Source organism: Oxalicibacterium sp. (assembly GCF_057353965.1).
This window is the reverse complement of the sequence record NZ_JBMQZD010000004.1, coordinates 80902-94865: the sequence shown is the minus strand read 5'-3', so window position 1 is coordinate 94865 and position 13964 is coordinate 80902. Positions and strand designations below refer to the sequence as shown.

The window sequence follows — 13964 nt, the reverse complement described above, 5'->3', positions numbered from 1 at the left end:
TTCGGAGCGGCTTTTTATTTTCCATGACGTGGTTGCCGCAGTTTCGTCATTGCAGCTGAACTATCGCGGCTCGTATGCCACGATTCGTTGCCGAAGTTTGCCCACCTTCTCTCCGCAGGCTGGCGTGGCATTATCCTAGTCACCTATCGATTCCACTTTTCTCCCATGACCACTTCGCTGCTCGATACCAAGACGCTGGAACACGTGCTCGACGAATTCGCCGAGGCCCGCAACTGGCGGCAATTCCATTCGCCGAAGAATCTCGCCATGGCACTCACCGGCGAGGTCGGTGAACTGGTGGAAATCTTCCAGTGGCGTACCGAGGAAGAATCTTGGCACGTCGCACAGGATGCAGCTACCGCGGAGCATGTGCGGCAGGAACTGGCCGACGTTGCGCTCTATCTGGTACGACTGGCTTCGGTGCTTGGCGTGGACCTGGATGCCGCCATCGCCGACAAGCTGGTGCTGAATGCGCGCAAGTATCCGCCGATATCCGATAAGGATTGATCGCGTCTCCAGTTTTCTTCCGGTCTTACTGTCAGCCATGGGGGCGGTATCTGCCCCTTCTTCCGGCTTCTTCGCGGTTTTTATTGGCACGGGTCAAGAATCGGCGATTTAGCTTTTGACCTTCGCTCGCTTTCTTCCTATCCTTTGCGGTTTTCATCCTGCAGTTTCCCGGCCGCTTCGGCCGCGCTGCATCGTCGTCCCGCAAGGAGCACCATGTCTTTCACATCCGAAATCTGGCAGAAAAACGCCGCCCTGTACGAAACCATCCGCACCATGCCGTTCAACTCGGAACTCGCCGCCGGCACGCTGGACGAGGAACGCTTCCGTCACTATATGATCCAGGATGCGCTGTACCTGATCGCATTCGGCCGCTGCCTGTCGATCGCCGCCGCCAAGGCGGAAACGCCGGACGAGATCGTGCAGTTCGCCACCGGCGCGCAGTCGGCCGTCGTCGTCGAACGCAGCCTGCACAAGAATTTCATGGAGCAGTTCAACGTCACGCCGGACATTTTCGCTTCCACGCCGCTGTCGCCTGCCGCACATCACTACACCAGCTATCTGCTGTCGACCGCCTGGAGCGCGCCGTATCCAGTGGTGCTGGCCAGCCTGCTGCCGTGCTTCTGGATCTATGCGGAAATCGGCCGCGACATCGTCGGCCGCGCCGCACCGAACAACCGTTACCAGTCGTGGATCGATACCTATGCAGGCGAGGAATTCCATGCCGCCGTGCGTGCCGTGATCGCAACCATCGATCGCGTCGCCGCATCCGCCAGCGAGGAAACGCGCAACGAGATGCACAAGGCCTATACGCGTGCTGCGCAACTGGAATGGATGTTCTGGGATTCGGCCTACCGTCTCGAACAGTGGCCGGTCTGATGCACTGACAAGCGACGCAAAATCGACGTAAATCGGCGCAAGCATCACGCGAACGTCAAAAAGCCCGGCATCGCGACAGCGAGCCGGGCTTTTTGTCCACTGTGACAAGGCGTGCTAATTCACTATGATCGCGCTATGCTCATCCCAGCAGACGGATCAATTTTGCATCCTTCCATCAATCACAAAACGGAGGCAACACATGGACGAAGAAGCATTCAACACCAGCATGCGCAAATTCCTGAAGATGGTCGGCGTCAGCTCGCAGCGGGAAATCGAAACCGCGGTCGAGAAAGCGATCGCCGACGGGCGCATTGCCGGCGGCGAGTCGTTTCCTGCCAAAGTCACGCTGGAGATAGAAGGCGTGCAGCTGAAGGTCGATTTCAACGGTGAAATTCGCTTGAAATAAACCGTCTGGAATAAACGCCTGCAACAGGCGAACACCAGTAAATGGACAATCTCTTTGTCATGCAAGCCCGGCTGCAATATTGGCCGGGCTTTTCGTTTCTTCCCCTGAACTTCCTATGTTTCTACCATTTGTACGGCGCTGCCGCGATTGTCACCAGCATGCTGATCTGCGGCTGCTGGCTGAATTGCTCCGGACTGGCTTCGGCCGCCACCAATAACGGATTCATTGCAATGGCCAGCGCACCGATGGCAGCCAGCGTTCCCAGGAGATATTGGAGTTTCATGAGATTTCTCTATTCGGTAAGGATGACGTGACAGATGTTCAGATCGACGGCGCGGCCGTTTCGACCGGCGCGATCTGCGGACCGAAAGGCAGGACGTTGCCGCGATTTGCCGCCGCATGATCGGCGCCGTCGCTGGCGAGCGGCAGCAACATGCTCTCCAGCCACGGATTGCGCGAGGCACGGCGCAGCGCATTTTCCTGTTCCAGTTCCGATACGAATTGCATCGTGAACACACGCGGCTCGTTCCTGTCGTAGGCACTGCCGCCGAAACGGCGCGCCAGTTCCAGATAACGAATTGCACGAGCACGCTTGCGGCTCAGCGCCCGTTCCAGACGCTGGTCCGCATGAATAATCTGATTGCTGGCATCGCTGCGGGAATCTGCGGCCGAACGTTCGGCCATCGCTGCCTGCTTCGCTGAAGCGTCCTGATGTGTTGTTTGAGTAATGGACATGTTCACCTCTGATCTGGCTATATGACGACAACCGGTGGTACTACTCAGAGTGCCTCGACCTGATGTGCAGAACGGGCTTGAAATGCATACATGACAGCCATGACTGACATGAAAACGGCAGCAGTTGAAGCGCGCGTATCCGACGTGCATGGATGGTAACGGTGTAGCCAATTTGTCCATATAGGACGCCGGCGCGACTTCTTGTAGGAAAAGATGAAGTCCGGCAAATCGCCACTGAAGTTGCACAACAATCGTGCAGAATCGCGCGCCGGAAAGCTCGATGTCGCATTTTGCGGTAGGCTTGTTGCCACTCGCCAACCAGAGGAACCTCATGCCAGCCGCTCCCGCCGCGCCAGCCATTCCGACCATTCCCCGCCTTGCCATTCCCGCCCTGTCGCTGGCCGCCTTCGGCAGCGCAATTTCGTTGCGCGTGACCGATCCGCTCCTGCCGCGGCTGTCGCAGGAATTCGGTGTCTCGATCGGCGAAGTGGCGTATGTAATCACGGCCTTCGCAATCGCCTATGGCGTATCACAGCTGTTCTTCGGCCCGGTCGGCGATCGCTTCGGCAAGTATTTCGTCGTCGCCTGCGCCAGCCTCGGCTGCGCATTTACGGCGCTGCTTTGCGCCTTGGCTCCGAACTATCCGCTGCTGATCGCCGCACGCCTGATGGCCGGTGCGACCGCTGCCGCGATCATTCCGCTGTCGATGGCGTGGATCGGCGACGTGGTGCCGTACGAAGATCGCCAGCCGGTGCTGGCGCAATTCCTGATCGGCCAGATCGTCGGCATCTCGGCCGGCGTGCTGCTGGGCGGACTGGCCGCCGATCACTTCGGCTGGCAATTGCCGTTCTATTGCATCGCCTCCTATTTCGTCGTCGTCACCGCCACCTTGTTCGCGTTGAATCGCCGCCTGCCCGCGCACGCAAAACAGACCCGCCATGCGGAAGGTGCGGCCTTGCGGCGCATGGTGTCCGAATTCGGGCAGGTATTGTCACGTCCGTGGGCGCGCATCGTATTGATGACGGTGTTTCTCGAAGGTGGCTGTCTGTACGGCGCGTTCGCCTTCATCGCACTGCATCTGCATTACGTGCACGGGATGACGCTGACCAATGCCGCCGCGCTGGTCATGCTGTTCGGCCTCGGCGGCCTGCTGTATGCGCTGACGTCGCGCCGGCTCGTCCGGGGCCTTGGCGAAAAAAGGCTGGCGCTGTGGGGCGGCATCGTGGTGATGCTCTCGCTGCTGTCGATTGCGCTGTCGCCCCACTGGTGGTGGGCGATTCCAGGTTGCGCATTCTGCGGTCTCGGTTTTTACATGATGCACAACACACTGCAGATCAATGCCACTCAGATGGCGCCGGAACGACGCGGCGCGGCGGTATCCGCCTTTGCATCCAGTTTCTATCTCGGCCAGTCGATCGGCGTCGGCATTGCGGGCATGGCGGCGGAACGCTTCGGCACCACGCCGGTAATCGCCATCGGTGCCATCGGCGTGCTGCTGATCGCCATCAATTTCAGCCGGCTGAAGGACGCGTCCTGACCGTCCGCGCAGGTCAACCGCTTGCCTGGCGTACGGTTGGCGCTATACTGAATTTACGTCCATGCAAACCGAGGAGGCGTTATGTATCGCAAGATTCTGGTTGCTTACAACGGTACGCCCGAAAGCCGCTCCGCGTTGGAAGAATGCGTCAGGCTGTCGCCCGGCCCTGCTACCGATGTCCATCTGCTGGTTGTCGTCAATCCGCCGCAATCGGTCATCATCGGCGAGTATGCGATGGTTTCCATGGTCGGTGTCGATGAGGAAATCGCCACCGAGAAAAAGAAAATGGAAGACGAACTGCAGAACGGCCTCGATTTTCTGCGGCAGGCCGGCCTGAACGTGCAAACGCATCTGGAAGTCGGTGAACCCGTGCCGGCGATCGCCGGACTGGTCGACAAGCTGGGTATCGATCTCGTCATCGTCGGCCATTCCCGTCTGCAGTCGCTGGCCATGCGCTGGTGGCGTGGCTCCACCGATACGCTGCTGGTGGAAAAGATCCGCTGCAGCCTGCTGGTGGCTCACGATCCGGCGCGGCAATAACGCGTGCGGTACCAACGCGCGGCGGCATTTCCCCCGCACTCCGCCTTGAACGGGCGCAGCGCGGCAAGCCCGCCGTGACAGCTCCGCTGTTACAGTCTTTTACCCATTCCAGGTTGAGAAACCCGCGTGTTTGACGTTAAATGAAGCATCCATTGCGAGGTTTCCGTCATGCCAATCATCTCCCGTACATTCGCTGCGCTGGCCGTCTGTGGCGCGCTGACCGCTGCCGCACCGGCAATGGCCGGCGGCGTCAACTGGTCGGTGGATATCGGCGTCGGCGGTTATCCGGCCTACCCGGCTTACTATCCGCCCGCACCGGTCTACTACCCGCCGCCGGTCGTCAACAACAATTATTCGAATTACTACGCGCCGCCGATCATCTACGGCGCCACGCCTGTCTATACGGCACCGCCGCCCGTCGTTGTCTACGGACGCAGCTACTATCGCTGGCGTTCGCCGCCTCCGCGCTATTACGGACATGGGCCGCATCATCACCATGGCGGCGGCCGCGGTCACGGACATCGCTGATACCACTCCCTAACCGCTTCATAGCCGCTTCGTTAATCGGGCTGCAAAAACAAAATGGCTGATCTTTCGATCAGCCATTTTTATTGGATCTGAGGTAACAAATCGCATCGCCACGCGCGATCAACGATGCCAGTGTCCTCCTCGGCCACCGCCCCAATATCCCCGTCCGTAATAACGCGGATAGTAGCGTGGACCGTAGTAGCCGCGATTCGAATAGCTGAGACCGAAATTTACCGTCGGAGCAACATAGACCGGCGTGGCATAGGTCGTCTGACCATAGTAGCCATCATCATAGGGAACGACGGCACAGCCGCCGAGCATTGCGGCTGCACACAGCGGCAGCATCAGATGCTTGAACTTCCCTCGTAAGTTCGGGGTATTCATCTTTCAACCTTTCTTCATGCATCCTTATCGCGATCTCATTCGCGTCCGAATGCCGAAACAATGCGCGGCAGCCTCTGGCTTTCCGCGCATGCAATCAATAACGGTAGTAGCCGCGTCCGTGACGCACATACTCGACGCGACGCGCGTCGTGGTAATAACGGTCGCGATAACCGGGGCGTGCATAGACCGGCGCCGGTCGTGCATAAACGGGGGCTTGATAACGCGCACCGTAGTAGCGGCGATTGTCATGGCGATCATGATCGGAAACGCTGGCACCGACGACCGCGCCCAGCACGCCACCGATCACGGCGCCGTTCTGTCCACCGACCGCATTACCAACCACCACACCGGCAACCGCGCCGAGCGCCGTGTTGACGCCGCGGCTGTCTGCCAATGCATTGGTGGAAACTGCAGCTGCTGCCAGCAGGGCGACGCCTATCCATTTTTTGTTCAACATGATCGACTCCTCTCGCCTCTGCAACGAACCGGATCGGTTCATCAATCGCATCGGCATGGAATCACTATATAGACGCCACCTTTAAAATCCATGAGGGAAATAGACTTTTACAATTGTAAAGATGCATGAAGAACAGCCTTATCTAATCGACATGACTGTCTCATTGCCTCGTCGTCATGCAATGACATAACAACACAGTACAAAGCACACGGTATAAATTCCTTCGTACATCTTCCAGAAAACAAAAAAGCCGCAAGATGTTGCGGCTTTTTTGCTTGCGATTCGATTCGATCAGAGATTGGCTTCGGAAACGATGCGCCACTGGGCACCTTCCCTCACCCAGTACTGACGCTTGTGCGTGACGTGCCGGCCCTTGCCGATCACGGCATCCTGCGTAAAGGAAGCGACGATCATTTCCTTCTGGTCCTTCGGCTCGGGATAGCGGAACAGAGTGACGTCACGCAGTTCCACCTTGATGCGGCGCGCACCAAAGTTGGCCTGCTTCAGCTTTTCCATCCAGTCGTTCAGATTCTGCCCGCGCATCGCCTTGAAGTTGCGCGAGTAGTGGCGGCGCAGACGCTCGGGGTCCGTGCTTTCCAGGTCTTCGCGCCAAGATTCCAGCATCTTGTTGGCGCTTTGGCGATCGGCTTCCCATTTTTCGCGCGTGACGAATTTCACGTCGTCACTGATGATGACCGGCGTCGTGCCGATCTGCACCGTCTCCGACAATTCGGTCAGATCCGGATTCGGCAATACCACGCAACCATCGGAAGACAATGGCGGACGACTGTAGCTGTCCGGCGGCGTACCATGCAGCCAAATGCCGGAACCGCCGCGGCCATTGGCCTTGTCCCACTCGTTCGGATAATTGATCGGCAGTGCGCCCGGTCCGTAGAACGCCGGCAGGCGCGCCCCCGGCAGACGCGAGGTGATGTAGTAGACGCCGAGCGGCGTCTTCTGATCGCCTTCCTTGAACTTGTTCACGCCGAGCTTGCCCTGGCTGACGTAATAATCGCTGGCCAGCTTGAACTGTCCGTTGCTTCCGCCAACGCGCTCATAGACGTACATGCGGGAACGCTTGGCATCGACCAGCAGCACATTCTTCTGGTCGTCGCGCATCTGCAGGATGGGGCGTGGGATCAGGTTAGGGTCCGGCCGTTCACGCAACGATTTCAGGCGAACGATCGCTTCGGCGCGCAAATTGGCCAGCTGGTCGGCAGGCGCATCGGGCGCAGCACCGAAAGTCTTGATCGGTTGAGTATGCAACAGCAGCAGATCACCGCGCACCAACTGGCCGAGGCGAAAGTTCGGATAAGCGGCGACCAGCGCATCGACCTTGGCCTGCGCATCGCGCAGACGGTTCTCCGACAACGCCTTGTAGACGTCGATCAGCATCACTTCCGGATCGAGCCGTGCCGGCACACCCGGCTTGGTGCCGCTGGCAAGGCTCGTTGCAGGCAACAAGGCAACCGCTACCATCAGCAGACTCGAAGCCGCCATGCCTGTCCGATATTCGATCGCGCATATAGCTGACCACAACTTGCCCTTGAAGCCCATCATCAGTTACTCGCACGCTCCTGCTTGATCAACCATTTACCGCCTTGCTTGACCAGCACGAGCATCTTGCGGCTATCCGCGTTGAAGGTATCCGAATCGTATATCTGGCGGAATTTCACAGTCGCCGTGTTGCCGCTGACGCTGACTTGCGGCGATTCGATCTTCACGCTGATGCGCTTCTTGTCTTCTATACGCGCACGGCGTTCGGTCGCCCAATCCTTGCGCGATTGTCCGGCCGGCAGCGTGAAATCGTTCGAATAGGCATTTAGGTAGCCTTTCACATCACGCTCGCTCCACTGCTTCGCCCAGTGATTGACGGCTGCCAGTACTTCAGCACGCTCCGCATCGGCCTTGGCTTTCGCCTCACGCTTGGCTTCGGCTTCGCGACGCTTCTGCTCTGCCTTCGGATCGGGCTTGGGTTCGGCTGGCTTCGGCTGAGGCTTGGGCGCTTCCTGTTTCGGTTCCGGCTTTGGCTCGGGTTTGGATTCCGGTTTCGGCTCAGGTTTGACTTCTGCTTTAGGCGGTTCCGATTTCGGCGTCGGCGCTGCCGCGACCACCGCCACCTGCGGGTTCGTGCCGCCGGTAGTATTGCCGACCAGCGTGCGGATCATCGTCAGCTTCGATTTTGCACCGGCGTTGTTGTGATCCAGTTGCAAAGCCTTGTCGTATGCCTGACTTGCCAGCTTCGCGTGCACGTCACCGAGATTTTCGTAGGCCGTCGCATAAGTCGGATTGGTACGAATAGCCTTGTCGAGCGCAAGACGCGCATCGTCATAGCGGCCGGCCGCCGCATACAGCACGGCCAGATTGTTGTACGGTTCGGGCAGCGACGGATAATCCTTGGTCAGCTTCGTGAAAATATCGATCGCTTCGTTCGGCTTGTTCTGCTCGGTGAGGATCACGCCCTTCAGAAAACGCATCTGCGGATCGCGCGGATTCTTGCTCAGATAGGCATCGGCCTTCGACAAGGCCTGCGCATGCTGTCCGGCACGCAATAGTTGCGTTACGTCTGCCAGATCGTCTGCCATTGCCGGTAACTGCAGTCCGGCCAGCAGGCCTGCAACGATCACAGTACGACCGAGCGTTCGGCGAAACCCCGAGGAAATGGTGCGACGCGGCGCAAATGGCATGGTTTTCCTTATTATCGTGATAGGCAAACAGCCGATATAGTACGACAATCTGTTGCCGTCGCGAACCGTTGCCAAAATCATCAGGCCACGCTCGCATACCCTGTTTTCGACGGAGGATGAGATGGCAAATACGCTGCTCACGCGCTGCTGCATCGCCGGCGGCGGCCCGGCCGGCATGATGCTGGGACTGTTGCTGGCCCGCGCCGGCGTCGACGTCGTCGTGCTGGAAAAACACGGCGACTTCCTGCGCGATTTTCGCGGCGACACTGTACACCCCTCGACGCTCGAACTGATGCACGAACTGGGATTGCTGCCGGCCTTCCTGCAGCGTCCGCACGACGAGGCGCGCGAGATCGGCGTCACACTCGCCGGCCGCGAATGGAAACTCGCAGATTTTTCGCGGCTGCGCACGCAGTGCAAATTCGTCGCATTGATGCCGCAATGGGATTTTCTCGACTTCCTGCGCGATCACGCGGAAACCTTCGCCGGTTTCCATCTGATACAGAACGCGGAAGTGACCGGCCTGATCGAACAGGATGAATGCATCACCGGTGTGCAGGTGCAAACGCCTGAGGGCGTACTGGAAGTGCATGCCGATCTGGTGATCGGTGCCGACGGCCGGCATTCGACGGTGCGCAAGGCAGCCGGCCTGGCAGTACGCGATCTGGGCGCGCCGATCGACGTGCTGTGGATGCGCCTGCCGGTCTCTGCCGGCGATACCAAGACGACCGGCGGGCGTGTCGCCCCCGGCCAGTTCTTCGTTACGCTGCATCGCGGCAGCTACTGGCAATGCGCGTACGTGATTCCGAAAGGCGGCATCGAGACGTTGCGTACACAGGGCTTGCCCGCCTTCCGCAAAGCGCTGACAAAGATCGCGCCGATGTTCGTCGATCGCGTCGAACTGCTGCAAAGCTGGGACGACATCAAGCTGCTGAGTGTGACCGTCGATCGTCTCGAACGCTGGTGGAAGCCCGGGCTGCTGTGTATCGGCGACGCCGCACATGCGATGTCGCCAATCGGCGGCGTCGGCATCAACCTGGCGATCCAGGATGCAGTCGCCGCGGCCAACATCCTAGCTGCAGCACTCGCTTATCCGGCCTACGACCGCAACGCATTGACGCCGCTGCTGGCGCAGGTGCAACGGCGTCGCCTGTTTCCCGCACGCGTTACGCAGGCGGCGCAGGTCGCAATACAGAATCGTGTGCTGACGCCGGTCATCGGCGATCGCACGCAGCAGATCTCGGCACCGTGGATATTGAAGCTGATGCAGCGCTGGCCTGTACTGCGCACGCTGCCCGCCTATGCGGTCGGCATCGGCGTGCGGCCGGAACATGTCCGCTCGCCGACGGCCCGCTGAAAACCGTACCGCCGGCAGGCCATATCCGTTGCCGCATCACAAGCACATGCCGCCCGACGCCTCGATGCGCTGGCCGTTGATCCAGCCACTGCCATCAGACAGCAATGCCGACAGCGCGCCACCGATATCGTCCGGCAGGCCGACACGGCCGAGCGCAGTCACGGAAGCGATTTGCGCGTTGACTTCCGAATTGTCGCGCACCGTGCCGCCGCCGAAATCGGTTTCGATCGCGCCGGGCGCCAGCGTATTGACGACAATGCCGCGCGCACCGAATTCCTTTGCCATGTAGCGTGTCATCACCTCGACGCCGCCTTTCATCATGGCGTAGGCCGCATAGCCGGGGAAGCTGAAGCGCGTCAGGCCGCTCGACACATTGACGATGCGGCCGCCGTCCGCGATCAGCGGCAGCAGCTTCTGTGTCAGGAAGAACGGTCCTTTCAGATGGATATTCATCAACTGGTCGAACTGTGCTTCGGTCGTTTCCGCGATCGCGCCATACAGGCCGATGCCGGCATTGTTGACCAGGTAGTCGAGACGCGCCTTGCCGAAGGCGGCAAGCGTCTCTTTCACTGCCGCGACGAAACCGTCGAATGATGCGCTGTCGCCGGCATCCAGTTGCAGCATCGCAGCGCGACCGCCGCGCCCTGCGATTTCGGCTGCCAGCGAATCGGCTTCGGTCTTGTTGCTGCGATAGGTGCCGATGATGGCGACACCTTGCGCGGCCAGATGCAAGGCTGCGTTGCGTCCGAGTCCGCGGCTGGCGCCGGTGACGATGGCAATGTTTCCGTTCATGTCGCATTCCTTTCGGGTGGAGGTGGAAGATGCGATCGAGTATATTGTTTAAAAAATTCTAGATAAATATTGGATTATTGAATTTACTGTTCAATAAAAACATATCAATTGGAATGTCATGAACAAGCTGGATTTGCTGAAAACCTTCGTCCGCGTCACCGAGACAGGCAGCTTCACGCAGGCCGCCGTCAGCCTTGGACTGCAGAAGGCAAGCGTGTCGGAACATGTGCGCGTGCTGGAAAACCTGGTTGGCGCGCGGCTGTTCCATCGCACGACGCGGCGCGTGCAAACCACGCACGACGGGCTCGCACTGCTGGAGCGCTGCAAGGATCTGCTCTCCGACATGGATGAACTGGAGGGCATGTTCCGCCGCGAAGGAACGGCGCTGGAAGGAAGATTGCGGGTCGACATGCCAACGCCGACCGCGCGCCGCATCGTCATGCCGAACCTGGCGGATTTTTTACGGCGCTATCCCGGACTGCAGATCGAAGTCAGCAGTACCGACCGCCGCGTCGATCTGGTGCGCGAGGGATTCGATTGCGTGCTGCGTGTCGGCACGGTCGTCGAACCGGCTCTGATCGTGCGCGCCCTGGGCGCCGCCGTCATGGTCAATCTCGCCAGCCCTGCCTATCTGAAAGAATTCGGGATGCCGCACGGCCTGGACGATCTGGCATCGCATCGTCTGATCCACTACAGCCCGATACTAGGCGTCAAGCCCGCAGGATTCGAATATGTGGCAGACGGCGAAACCCGCATGCTGCCGATGCAGGGCAGCGTCACGGTCAATAACGCGGATGCCTACGAGGCGGCTTGCCTCGGTGGACTTGGATTGATACAGGTGCCGCGGCATGGCGCACGCAGCCATCTGAAAAGCGCTGCGCTGGTGGAAGTCTTGCCTGCATTCACGGCCGCGCCAATGCCGGTATCGTTGCTGTACGCGCACCGCCGCCACCTGCCGCAGCGGGTGCGCGTATTCATGGAATGGCTGACCGAACTGCTGGAAAGCGATATCGACCGCGAAAGCGCGACTACTTGATCAGGCTCTCTCGCGCGGCGGAACTGATCGCCACCACGGCCGGATGCGTCAGCTGGCGCTCCACCGAAATCGCATAGAACTGTTCGCTGACCAGCGTCGTGCGACCAATCTCGGTCACGCCGTACTGCTTGACGATCTGCTCGGCCACTGCCGACGGCGCAGCGAAGATGCCCTTGCCCGCTTCACCGAATGCCTGCAGCAGCGCGCCGTCGTCAAACTCGCCGACGATGCGCGGATGCACACGTTCCTTCTCGAACCAGCGCAGCAGGCGCGGCCGTACCGCCGCATCCTCGCCCGGCATCAGGAAAGGCGCGCCATCCAGGCTCTTCGGGAAACCCTTCTTGTACTGCTTTGCCAATTCTTCGGTTGCGAAGAAGGAGACGCCGCATTCGCCCAGCAAGTGGTTATAGCCGCGCACGTCGATGTTGGCCGGCATCGGGCTATCGGCGATGACGATGTCCAGCCGGTGAATCGCCAAGTCGGCCAGCAGGCTCGTCAGCTTGCCTTCGCGGCAGACGATGCGCAACGACTCGGGCAATTCCATCGCCGGCTCCAGCAGCAGATAGGCGATCGCCTTCGGCACAGCGTCGGCCACGCCTACGCGCAATTGCAGCGGCCAGCCGCCGGGCCGGAAACGCAGCACTTCCTGCAATTCCTCGCCCAGCGTGAAGATTTCATCCGCGTAACTCAACACCACGCGCCCGGCATCGTTCAATTCAAGCCTCCGCCCGACGCGGTTGAACAGCTTGTAGCCGAGCACATCCTCGAACAGCGCGATCTGGCCGCTGATCGTCTGCGGCGTCAGATGCAGCCGTTCGCTGGCACGGCCGATGCCACCCGCCTTTGCCACCACCCAGAAGTAATGCAGATGCTTGTAGTTGATCGCGCTCATGTCAGAATAAATGTTCCGTTTTTACGAATTGGAATTTAATTATATTCGAATTTTCGTGATTAAAAACTCCGACTACAGTGTGTATGTCTAAGAGGAAAAGAGTGCCTCGATGCGCCAGATACACCCTTGCAGACAACAATTCATCTTGAGGAGTTATGCCATGAACCCGATCGATCACGCACGCAATCCGTCGTATGGCGCGACGCGTCCGGCGATTGCCACCATCTCGTCCAACAAGGTCATCCGCAACACCTACCTGTTGCTGTCGATGACATTGCTGTTCAGCGCACTGACCGCCGGTGCGTCGATGGCGTTGAACCTGCCGCATCCCGGCATCGTCATCACGCTGGTCGGCTATTTCGGCCTGCTGTTCCTGACGACGAAATTCCGCAATCAGGGACTGGGGGTCGCCTTCGTCTTCGCGCTGACGGGCTTCATGGGCTACACGCTGGGCCCGATCCTGAATCTCTATCTCGGCCTGCCGAACGGCGGCCAGACCGTGATGATGGCCTTCGGCGCGACCGCCGCGATCTTCGTCGGCCTGTCCGCCTATGCGCTGACGACGCGCAAGGATTTCAGCTACATGGGCGGTTTCCTGACGGCCGGCATCCTGGTCGCCTTCCTGGCTGCGCTGGCTGCGGTGTTCTTCACGATTCCGGCCCTGTCGCTGGCGGTGTCCGCTGCCTTCGTGCTGCTGATGTGCGGCCTGATCCTTTACGAGACCAGTAACATCATCCACGGCGGCGAAACCAATTACGTGATGGCGACGGTCACGCTGTACGTTTCCATCTTCAACCTGTTCACGAGCCTGCTGCAACTGCTGGGCTTCGCGGGCGGGGACGAATGATCGTTCGCTTCATGCGATAGAAAGGCACACCATGAAATGCCCCGTATGCAGTGAGATGCACCTCATCATGTCCGACCGCCACGGCATCGAGATCGACTATTGCCCGCAATGCCGCGGCGTCTGGCTTGATCGCGGCGAACTCGACAAATTGATCGAACGTTCGCTCGCCGCCCTGCCGGCGGAGCCGCCTCCGCCGCCGCGCGCGCAGGCGCCACTGCATCGCGACGATCGCCAAAACCGCCAGGAAGCGCGCTACGGCTACGACAAGGACGGTTATGGCCAGAAGCGCAAGAAGAACCTGCTGGCCGAGCTGTTCGACTTCTGATTTTTTCTCTCTTGTGTGACCCTCTGGGCAGTTCCGTCATCGGAACTGCTCTTTTTTT

General features: G+C 59.6%; 18 protein-coding genes. 10 read left to right on the top strand and 8 right to left on the bottom strand.

What is annotated here, in order from left to right; genetic code table 11:
• The first annotated feature begins 165 nt into the window (after positions 1–165).
• The 3 genes from ACO1VH_RS06900 (at position 166) to ACO1VH_RS06890 (ending at position 1789) form a co-directional block, all read left to right on the top strand.
• Entirely contained in the window at positions 166–507 is a 342-nt protein-coding gene (locus ACO1VH_RS06900) for a nucleotide pyrophosphohydrolase (RefSeq protein WP_486243772.1), read from the top strand.
• Positions 508–720: 213 nt separating this feature from the next.
• Complete coding sequence (tenA, locus tag ACO1VH_RS06895) at positions 721–1383, top strand: thiaminase II (RefSeq protein ID WP_486243771.1); 663 nt, start codon at positions 721–723, stop codon at positions 1381–1383.
• Positions 1384–1582: 199 nt separating this feature from the next.
• The gene (locus ACO1VH_RS06890) at positions 1583–1789 is read left to right on the top strand and encodes a DUF6494 family protein (protein WP_486243770.1); all 207 of its coding nucleotides are present in this window, start codon (positions 1583–1585) and stop codon (positions 1787–1789) included.
• A 121-nt stretch (positions 1790–1910) separates the two neighbouring features.
• On the opposite strand, the gene ACO1VH_RS06885 is transcribed toward ACO1VH_RS06890, so the two are convergent.
• Both ACO1VH_RS06885 and ACO1VH_RS06880 read right to left on the bottom strand, forming a co-directional pair.
• Positions 1911–2072 carry a hypothetical protein gene (locus tag ACO1VH_RS06885; protein ID WP_486243769.1) on the bottom strand — a complete coding sequence of 54 codons (162 nt, stop codon included), beginning with the start codon at positions 2070–2072 and terminating at the stop codon, positions 1911–1913.
• A gap of 38 nt (positions 2073–2110) precedes the next feature.
• Entirely contained in the window at positions 2111–2524 is a 414-nt protein-coding gene (locus ACO1VH_RS06880; protein WP_486243768.1) for a hypothetical protein, read from the bottom strand.
• A 331-nt stretch (positions 2525–2855) separates the two neighbouring features.
• Between ACO1VH_RS06880 and ACO1VH_RS06875 the strand changes: the two genes are divergently transcribed.
• The 3 genes from ACO1VH_RS06875 (at position 2856) to ACO1VH_RS06865 (ending at position 5129) form a co-directional block, all read left to right on the top strand.
• The gene (locus ACO1VH_RS06875; protein WP_486243767.1) at positions 2856–4061 is read left to right on the top strand and encodes an MFS transporter; all 1206 of its coding nucleotides are present in this window, start codon (positions 2856–2858) and stop codon (positions 4059–4061) included.
• Positions 4062–4142: 81 nt separating this feature from the next.
• Positions 4143–4601, top strand: a complete 459-nt coding sequence (locus ACO1VH_RS06870) for a universal stress protein (protein ID WP_486243766.1) — start codon at positions 4143–4145, stop codon at positions 4599–4601.
• 168 nt (positions 4602–4769) lie between these two features.
• Positions 4770–5129 carry a hypothetical protein gene (locus tag ACO1VH_RS06865; RefSeq protein WP_486243765.1) on the top strand — a complete coding sequence of 120 codons (360 nt, stop codon included), beginning with the start codon at positions 4770–4772 and terminating at the stop codon, positions 5127–5129.
• A 120-nt stretch (positions 5130–5249) separates the two neighbouring features.
• Here ACO1VH_RS06865 and ACO1VH_RS06860 read toward each other — a convergent pair whose 3' ends face one another.
• From ACO1VH_RS06860 to ACO1VH_RS06845, 4 genes are all read right to left on the bottom strand, one after another.
• Positions 5250–5513 carry a hypothetical protein gene (locus ACO1VH_RS06860; protein ID WP_486243764.1) on the bottom strand — a complete coding sequence of 88 codons (264 nt, stop codon included), beginning with the start codon at positions 5511–5513 and terminating at the stop codon, positions 5250–5252.
• Between the two features lie 94 nt (positions 5514–5607).
• Positions 5608–5970, bottom strand: a complete 363-nt coding sequence (locus ACO1VH_RS06855) for a YMGG-like glycine zipper-containing protein (RefSeq protein ID WP_486243763.1) — start codon at positions 5968–5970, stop codon at positions 5608–5610.
• A gap of 291 nt (positions 5971–6261) precedes the next feature.
• A complete protein-coding gene (locus tag ACO1VH_RS06850) occupies positions 6262–7530 on the bottom strand; it encodes a L,D-transpeptidase family protein (protein WP_486243762.1) in 1269 nt (422 codons plus the stop codon).
• Positions 7530–8657 (bottom strand): nuclear transport factor 2 family protein, encoded by a 1128-nt coding sequence (locus tag ACO1VH_RS06845; RefSeq protein WP_486243761.1) that lies wholly within the window; start codon positions 8655–8657, stop codon positions 7530–7532. The genes ACO1VH_RS06850 and ACO1VH_RS06845 overlap by 1 nt, the downstream gene beginning before the upstream one ends.
• A gap of 121 nt (positions 8658–8778) precedes the next feature.
• Between ACO1VH_RS06845 and ACO1VH_RS06840 the strand changes: the two genes are divergently transcribed.
• Positions 8779–10014, top strand: coding sequence for an FAD-dependent oxidoreductase (locus tag ACO1VH_RS06840; RefSeq protein WP_486243760.1), 1236 nt, complete (start codon positions 8779–8781; stop codon positions 10012–10014).
• Positions 10015–10050: 36 nt separating this feature from the next.
• Here ACO1VH_RS06840 and ACO1VH_RS06835 read toward each other — a convergent pair whose 3' ends face one another.
• Positions 10051–10806, bottom strand: a complete 756-nt coding sequence (locus ACO1VH_RS06835; protein WP_486243759.1) for an SDR family NAD(P)-dependent oxidoreductase — start codon at positions 10804–10806, stop codon at positions 10051–10053.
• Positions 10807–10924: 118 nt separating this feature from the next.
• Here ACO1VH_RS06835 and ACO1VH_RS06830 point away from each other — a divergent pair, with 118 nt between their 5' ends.
• A complete protein-coding gene (locus ACO1VH_RS06830; protein ID WP_486243758.1) occupies positions 10925–11842 on the top strand; it encodes a LysR family transcriptional regulator in 918 nt (305 codons plus the stop codon).
• On the opposite strand, the gene nhaR is transcribed toward ACO1VH_RS06830, so the two are convergent.
• Positions 11835–12734 carry a transcriptional activator NhaR gene (nhaR, locus tag ACO1VH_RS06825; protein WP_486243757.1) on the bottom strand — a complete coding sequence of 300 codons (900 nt, stop codon included), beginning with the start codon at positions 12732–12734 and terminating at the stop codon, positions 11835–11837. The two genes, ACO1VH_RS06830 and nhaR, sit on opposite strands and share 8 nt — an antisense overlap.
• A 160-nt stretch (positions 12735–12894) precedes the next feature.
• On the opposite strand from nhaR, the gene ACO1VH_RS06820 reads away from it, so the two are divergent.
• The gene (locus ACO1VH_RS06820) at positions 12895–13581 is read left to right on the top strand and encodes a Bax inhibitor-1/YccA family protein (protein ID WP_486243756.1); all 687 of its coding nucleotides are present in this window, start codon (positions 12895–12897) and stop codon (positions 13579–13581) included.
• Positions 13582–13612: 31 nt separating this feature from the next.
• Positions 13613–13906 (top strand): TFIIB-type zinc ribbon-containing protein, encoded by a 294-nt coding sequence (locus ACO1VH_RS06815; protein ID WP_486243755.1) that lies wholly within the window; start codon positions 13613–13615, stop codon positions 13904–13906.
• Positions 13907–13964 lie beyond the last annotated feature (58 nt).

Excerpts from the sequence above, each read along its gene's own strand:
- ACO1VH_RS06900 (WP_486243772.1), top strand. The coding sequence starts at position 166 with ATGACCACTTCGCTGCTCGATACCAAGACGCTGGAACACGTGCTCGAC.
- tenA (WP_486243771.1), top strand. The coding sequence starts at position 721 with ATGTCTTTCACATCCGAAATCTGGCAGAAAAACGCCGCCCTGTACGAA.
- ACO1VH_RS06890 (WP_486243770.1), top strand. The coding sequence starts at position 1,583 with ATGGACGAAGAAGCATTCAACACCAGCATGCGCAAATTCCTGAAGATG.
- ACO1VH_RS06885 (WP_486243769.1), bottom strand. The coding sequence starts at position 2,072 with ATGAAACTCCAATATCTCCTGGGAACGCTGGCTGCCATCGGTGCGCTG.
- ACO1VH_RS06880 (WP_486243768.1), bottom strand. The coding sequence starts at position 2,524 with ATGTCCATTACTCAAACAACACATCAGGACGCTTCAGCGAAGCAGGCA.
- ACO1VH_RS06875 (WP_486243767.1), top strand. The coding sequence starts at position 2,856 with ATGCCAGCCGCTCCCGCCGCGCCAGCCATTCCGACCATTCCCCGCCTT.
- ACO1VH_RS06870 (WP_486243766.1), top strand. The coding sequence starts at position 4,143 with ATGTATCGCAAGATTCTGGTTGCTTACAACGGTACGCCCGAAAGCCGC.
- ACO1VH_RS06865 (WP_486243765.1), top strand. The coding sequence starts at position 4,770 with ATGCCAATCATCTCCCGTACATTCGCTGCGCTGGCCGTCTGTGGCGCG.
- ACO1VH_RS06860 (WP_486243764.1), bottom strand. The coding sequence starts at position 5,513 with ATGAATACCCCGAACTTACGAGGGAAGTTCAAGCATCTGATGCTGCCG.
- ACO1VH_RS06855 (WP_486243763.1), bottom strand. The coding sequence starts at position 5,970 with ATGTTGAACAAAAAATGGATAGGCGTCGCCCTGCTGGCAGCAGCTGCA.
- ACO1VH_RS06850 (WP_486243762.1), bottom strand. The coding sequence starts at position 7,530 with ATGATGGGCTTCAAGGGCAAGTTGTGGTCAGCTATATGCGCGATCGAA.
- ACO1VH_RS06845 (WP_486243761.1), bottom strand. The coding sequence starts at position 8,657 with ATGCCATTTGCGCCGCGTCGCACCATTTCCTCGGGGTTTCGCCGAACG.
- ACO1VH_RS06840 (WP_486243760.1), top strand. The coding sequence starts at position 8,779 with ATGGCAAATACGCTGCTCACGCGCTGCTGCATCGCCGGCGGCGGCCCG.
- ACO1VH_RS06835 (WP_486243759.1), bottom strand. The coding sequence starts at position 10,806 with ATGAACGGAAACATTGCCATCGTCACCGGCGCCAGCCGCGGACTCGGA.
- ACO1VH_RS06830 (WP_486243758.1), top strand. The coding sequence starts at position 10,925 with ATGAACAAGCTGGATTTGCTGAAAACCTTCGTCCGCGTCACCGAGACA.
- nhaR (WP_486243757.1), bottom strand. The coding sequence starts at position 12,734 with ATGAGCGCGATCAACTACAAGCATCTGCATTACTTCTGGGTGGTGGCA.
- ACO1VH_RS06820 (WP_486243756.1), top strand. The coding sequence starts at position 12,895 with ATGAACCCGATCGATCACGCACGCAATCCGTCGTATGGCGCGACGCGT.
- ACO1VH_RS06815 (WP_486243755.1), top strand. The coding sequence starts at position 13,613 with ATGAAATGCCCCGTATGCAGTGAGATGCACCTCATCATGTCCGACCGC.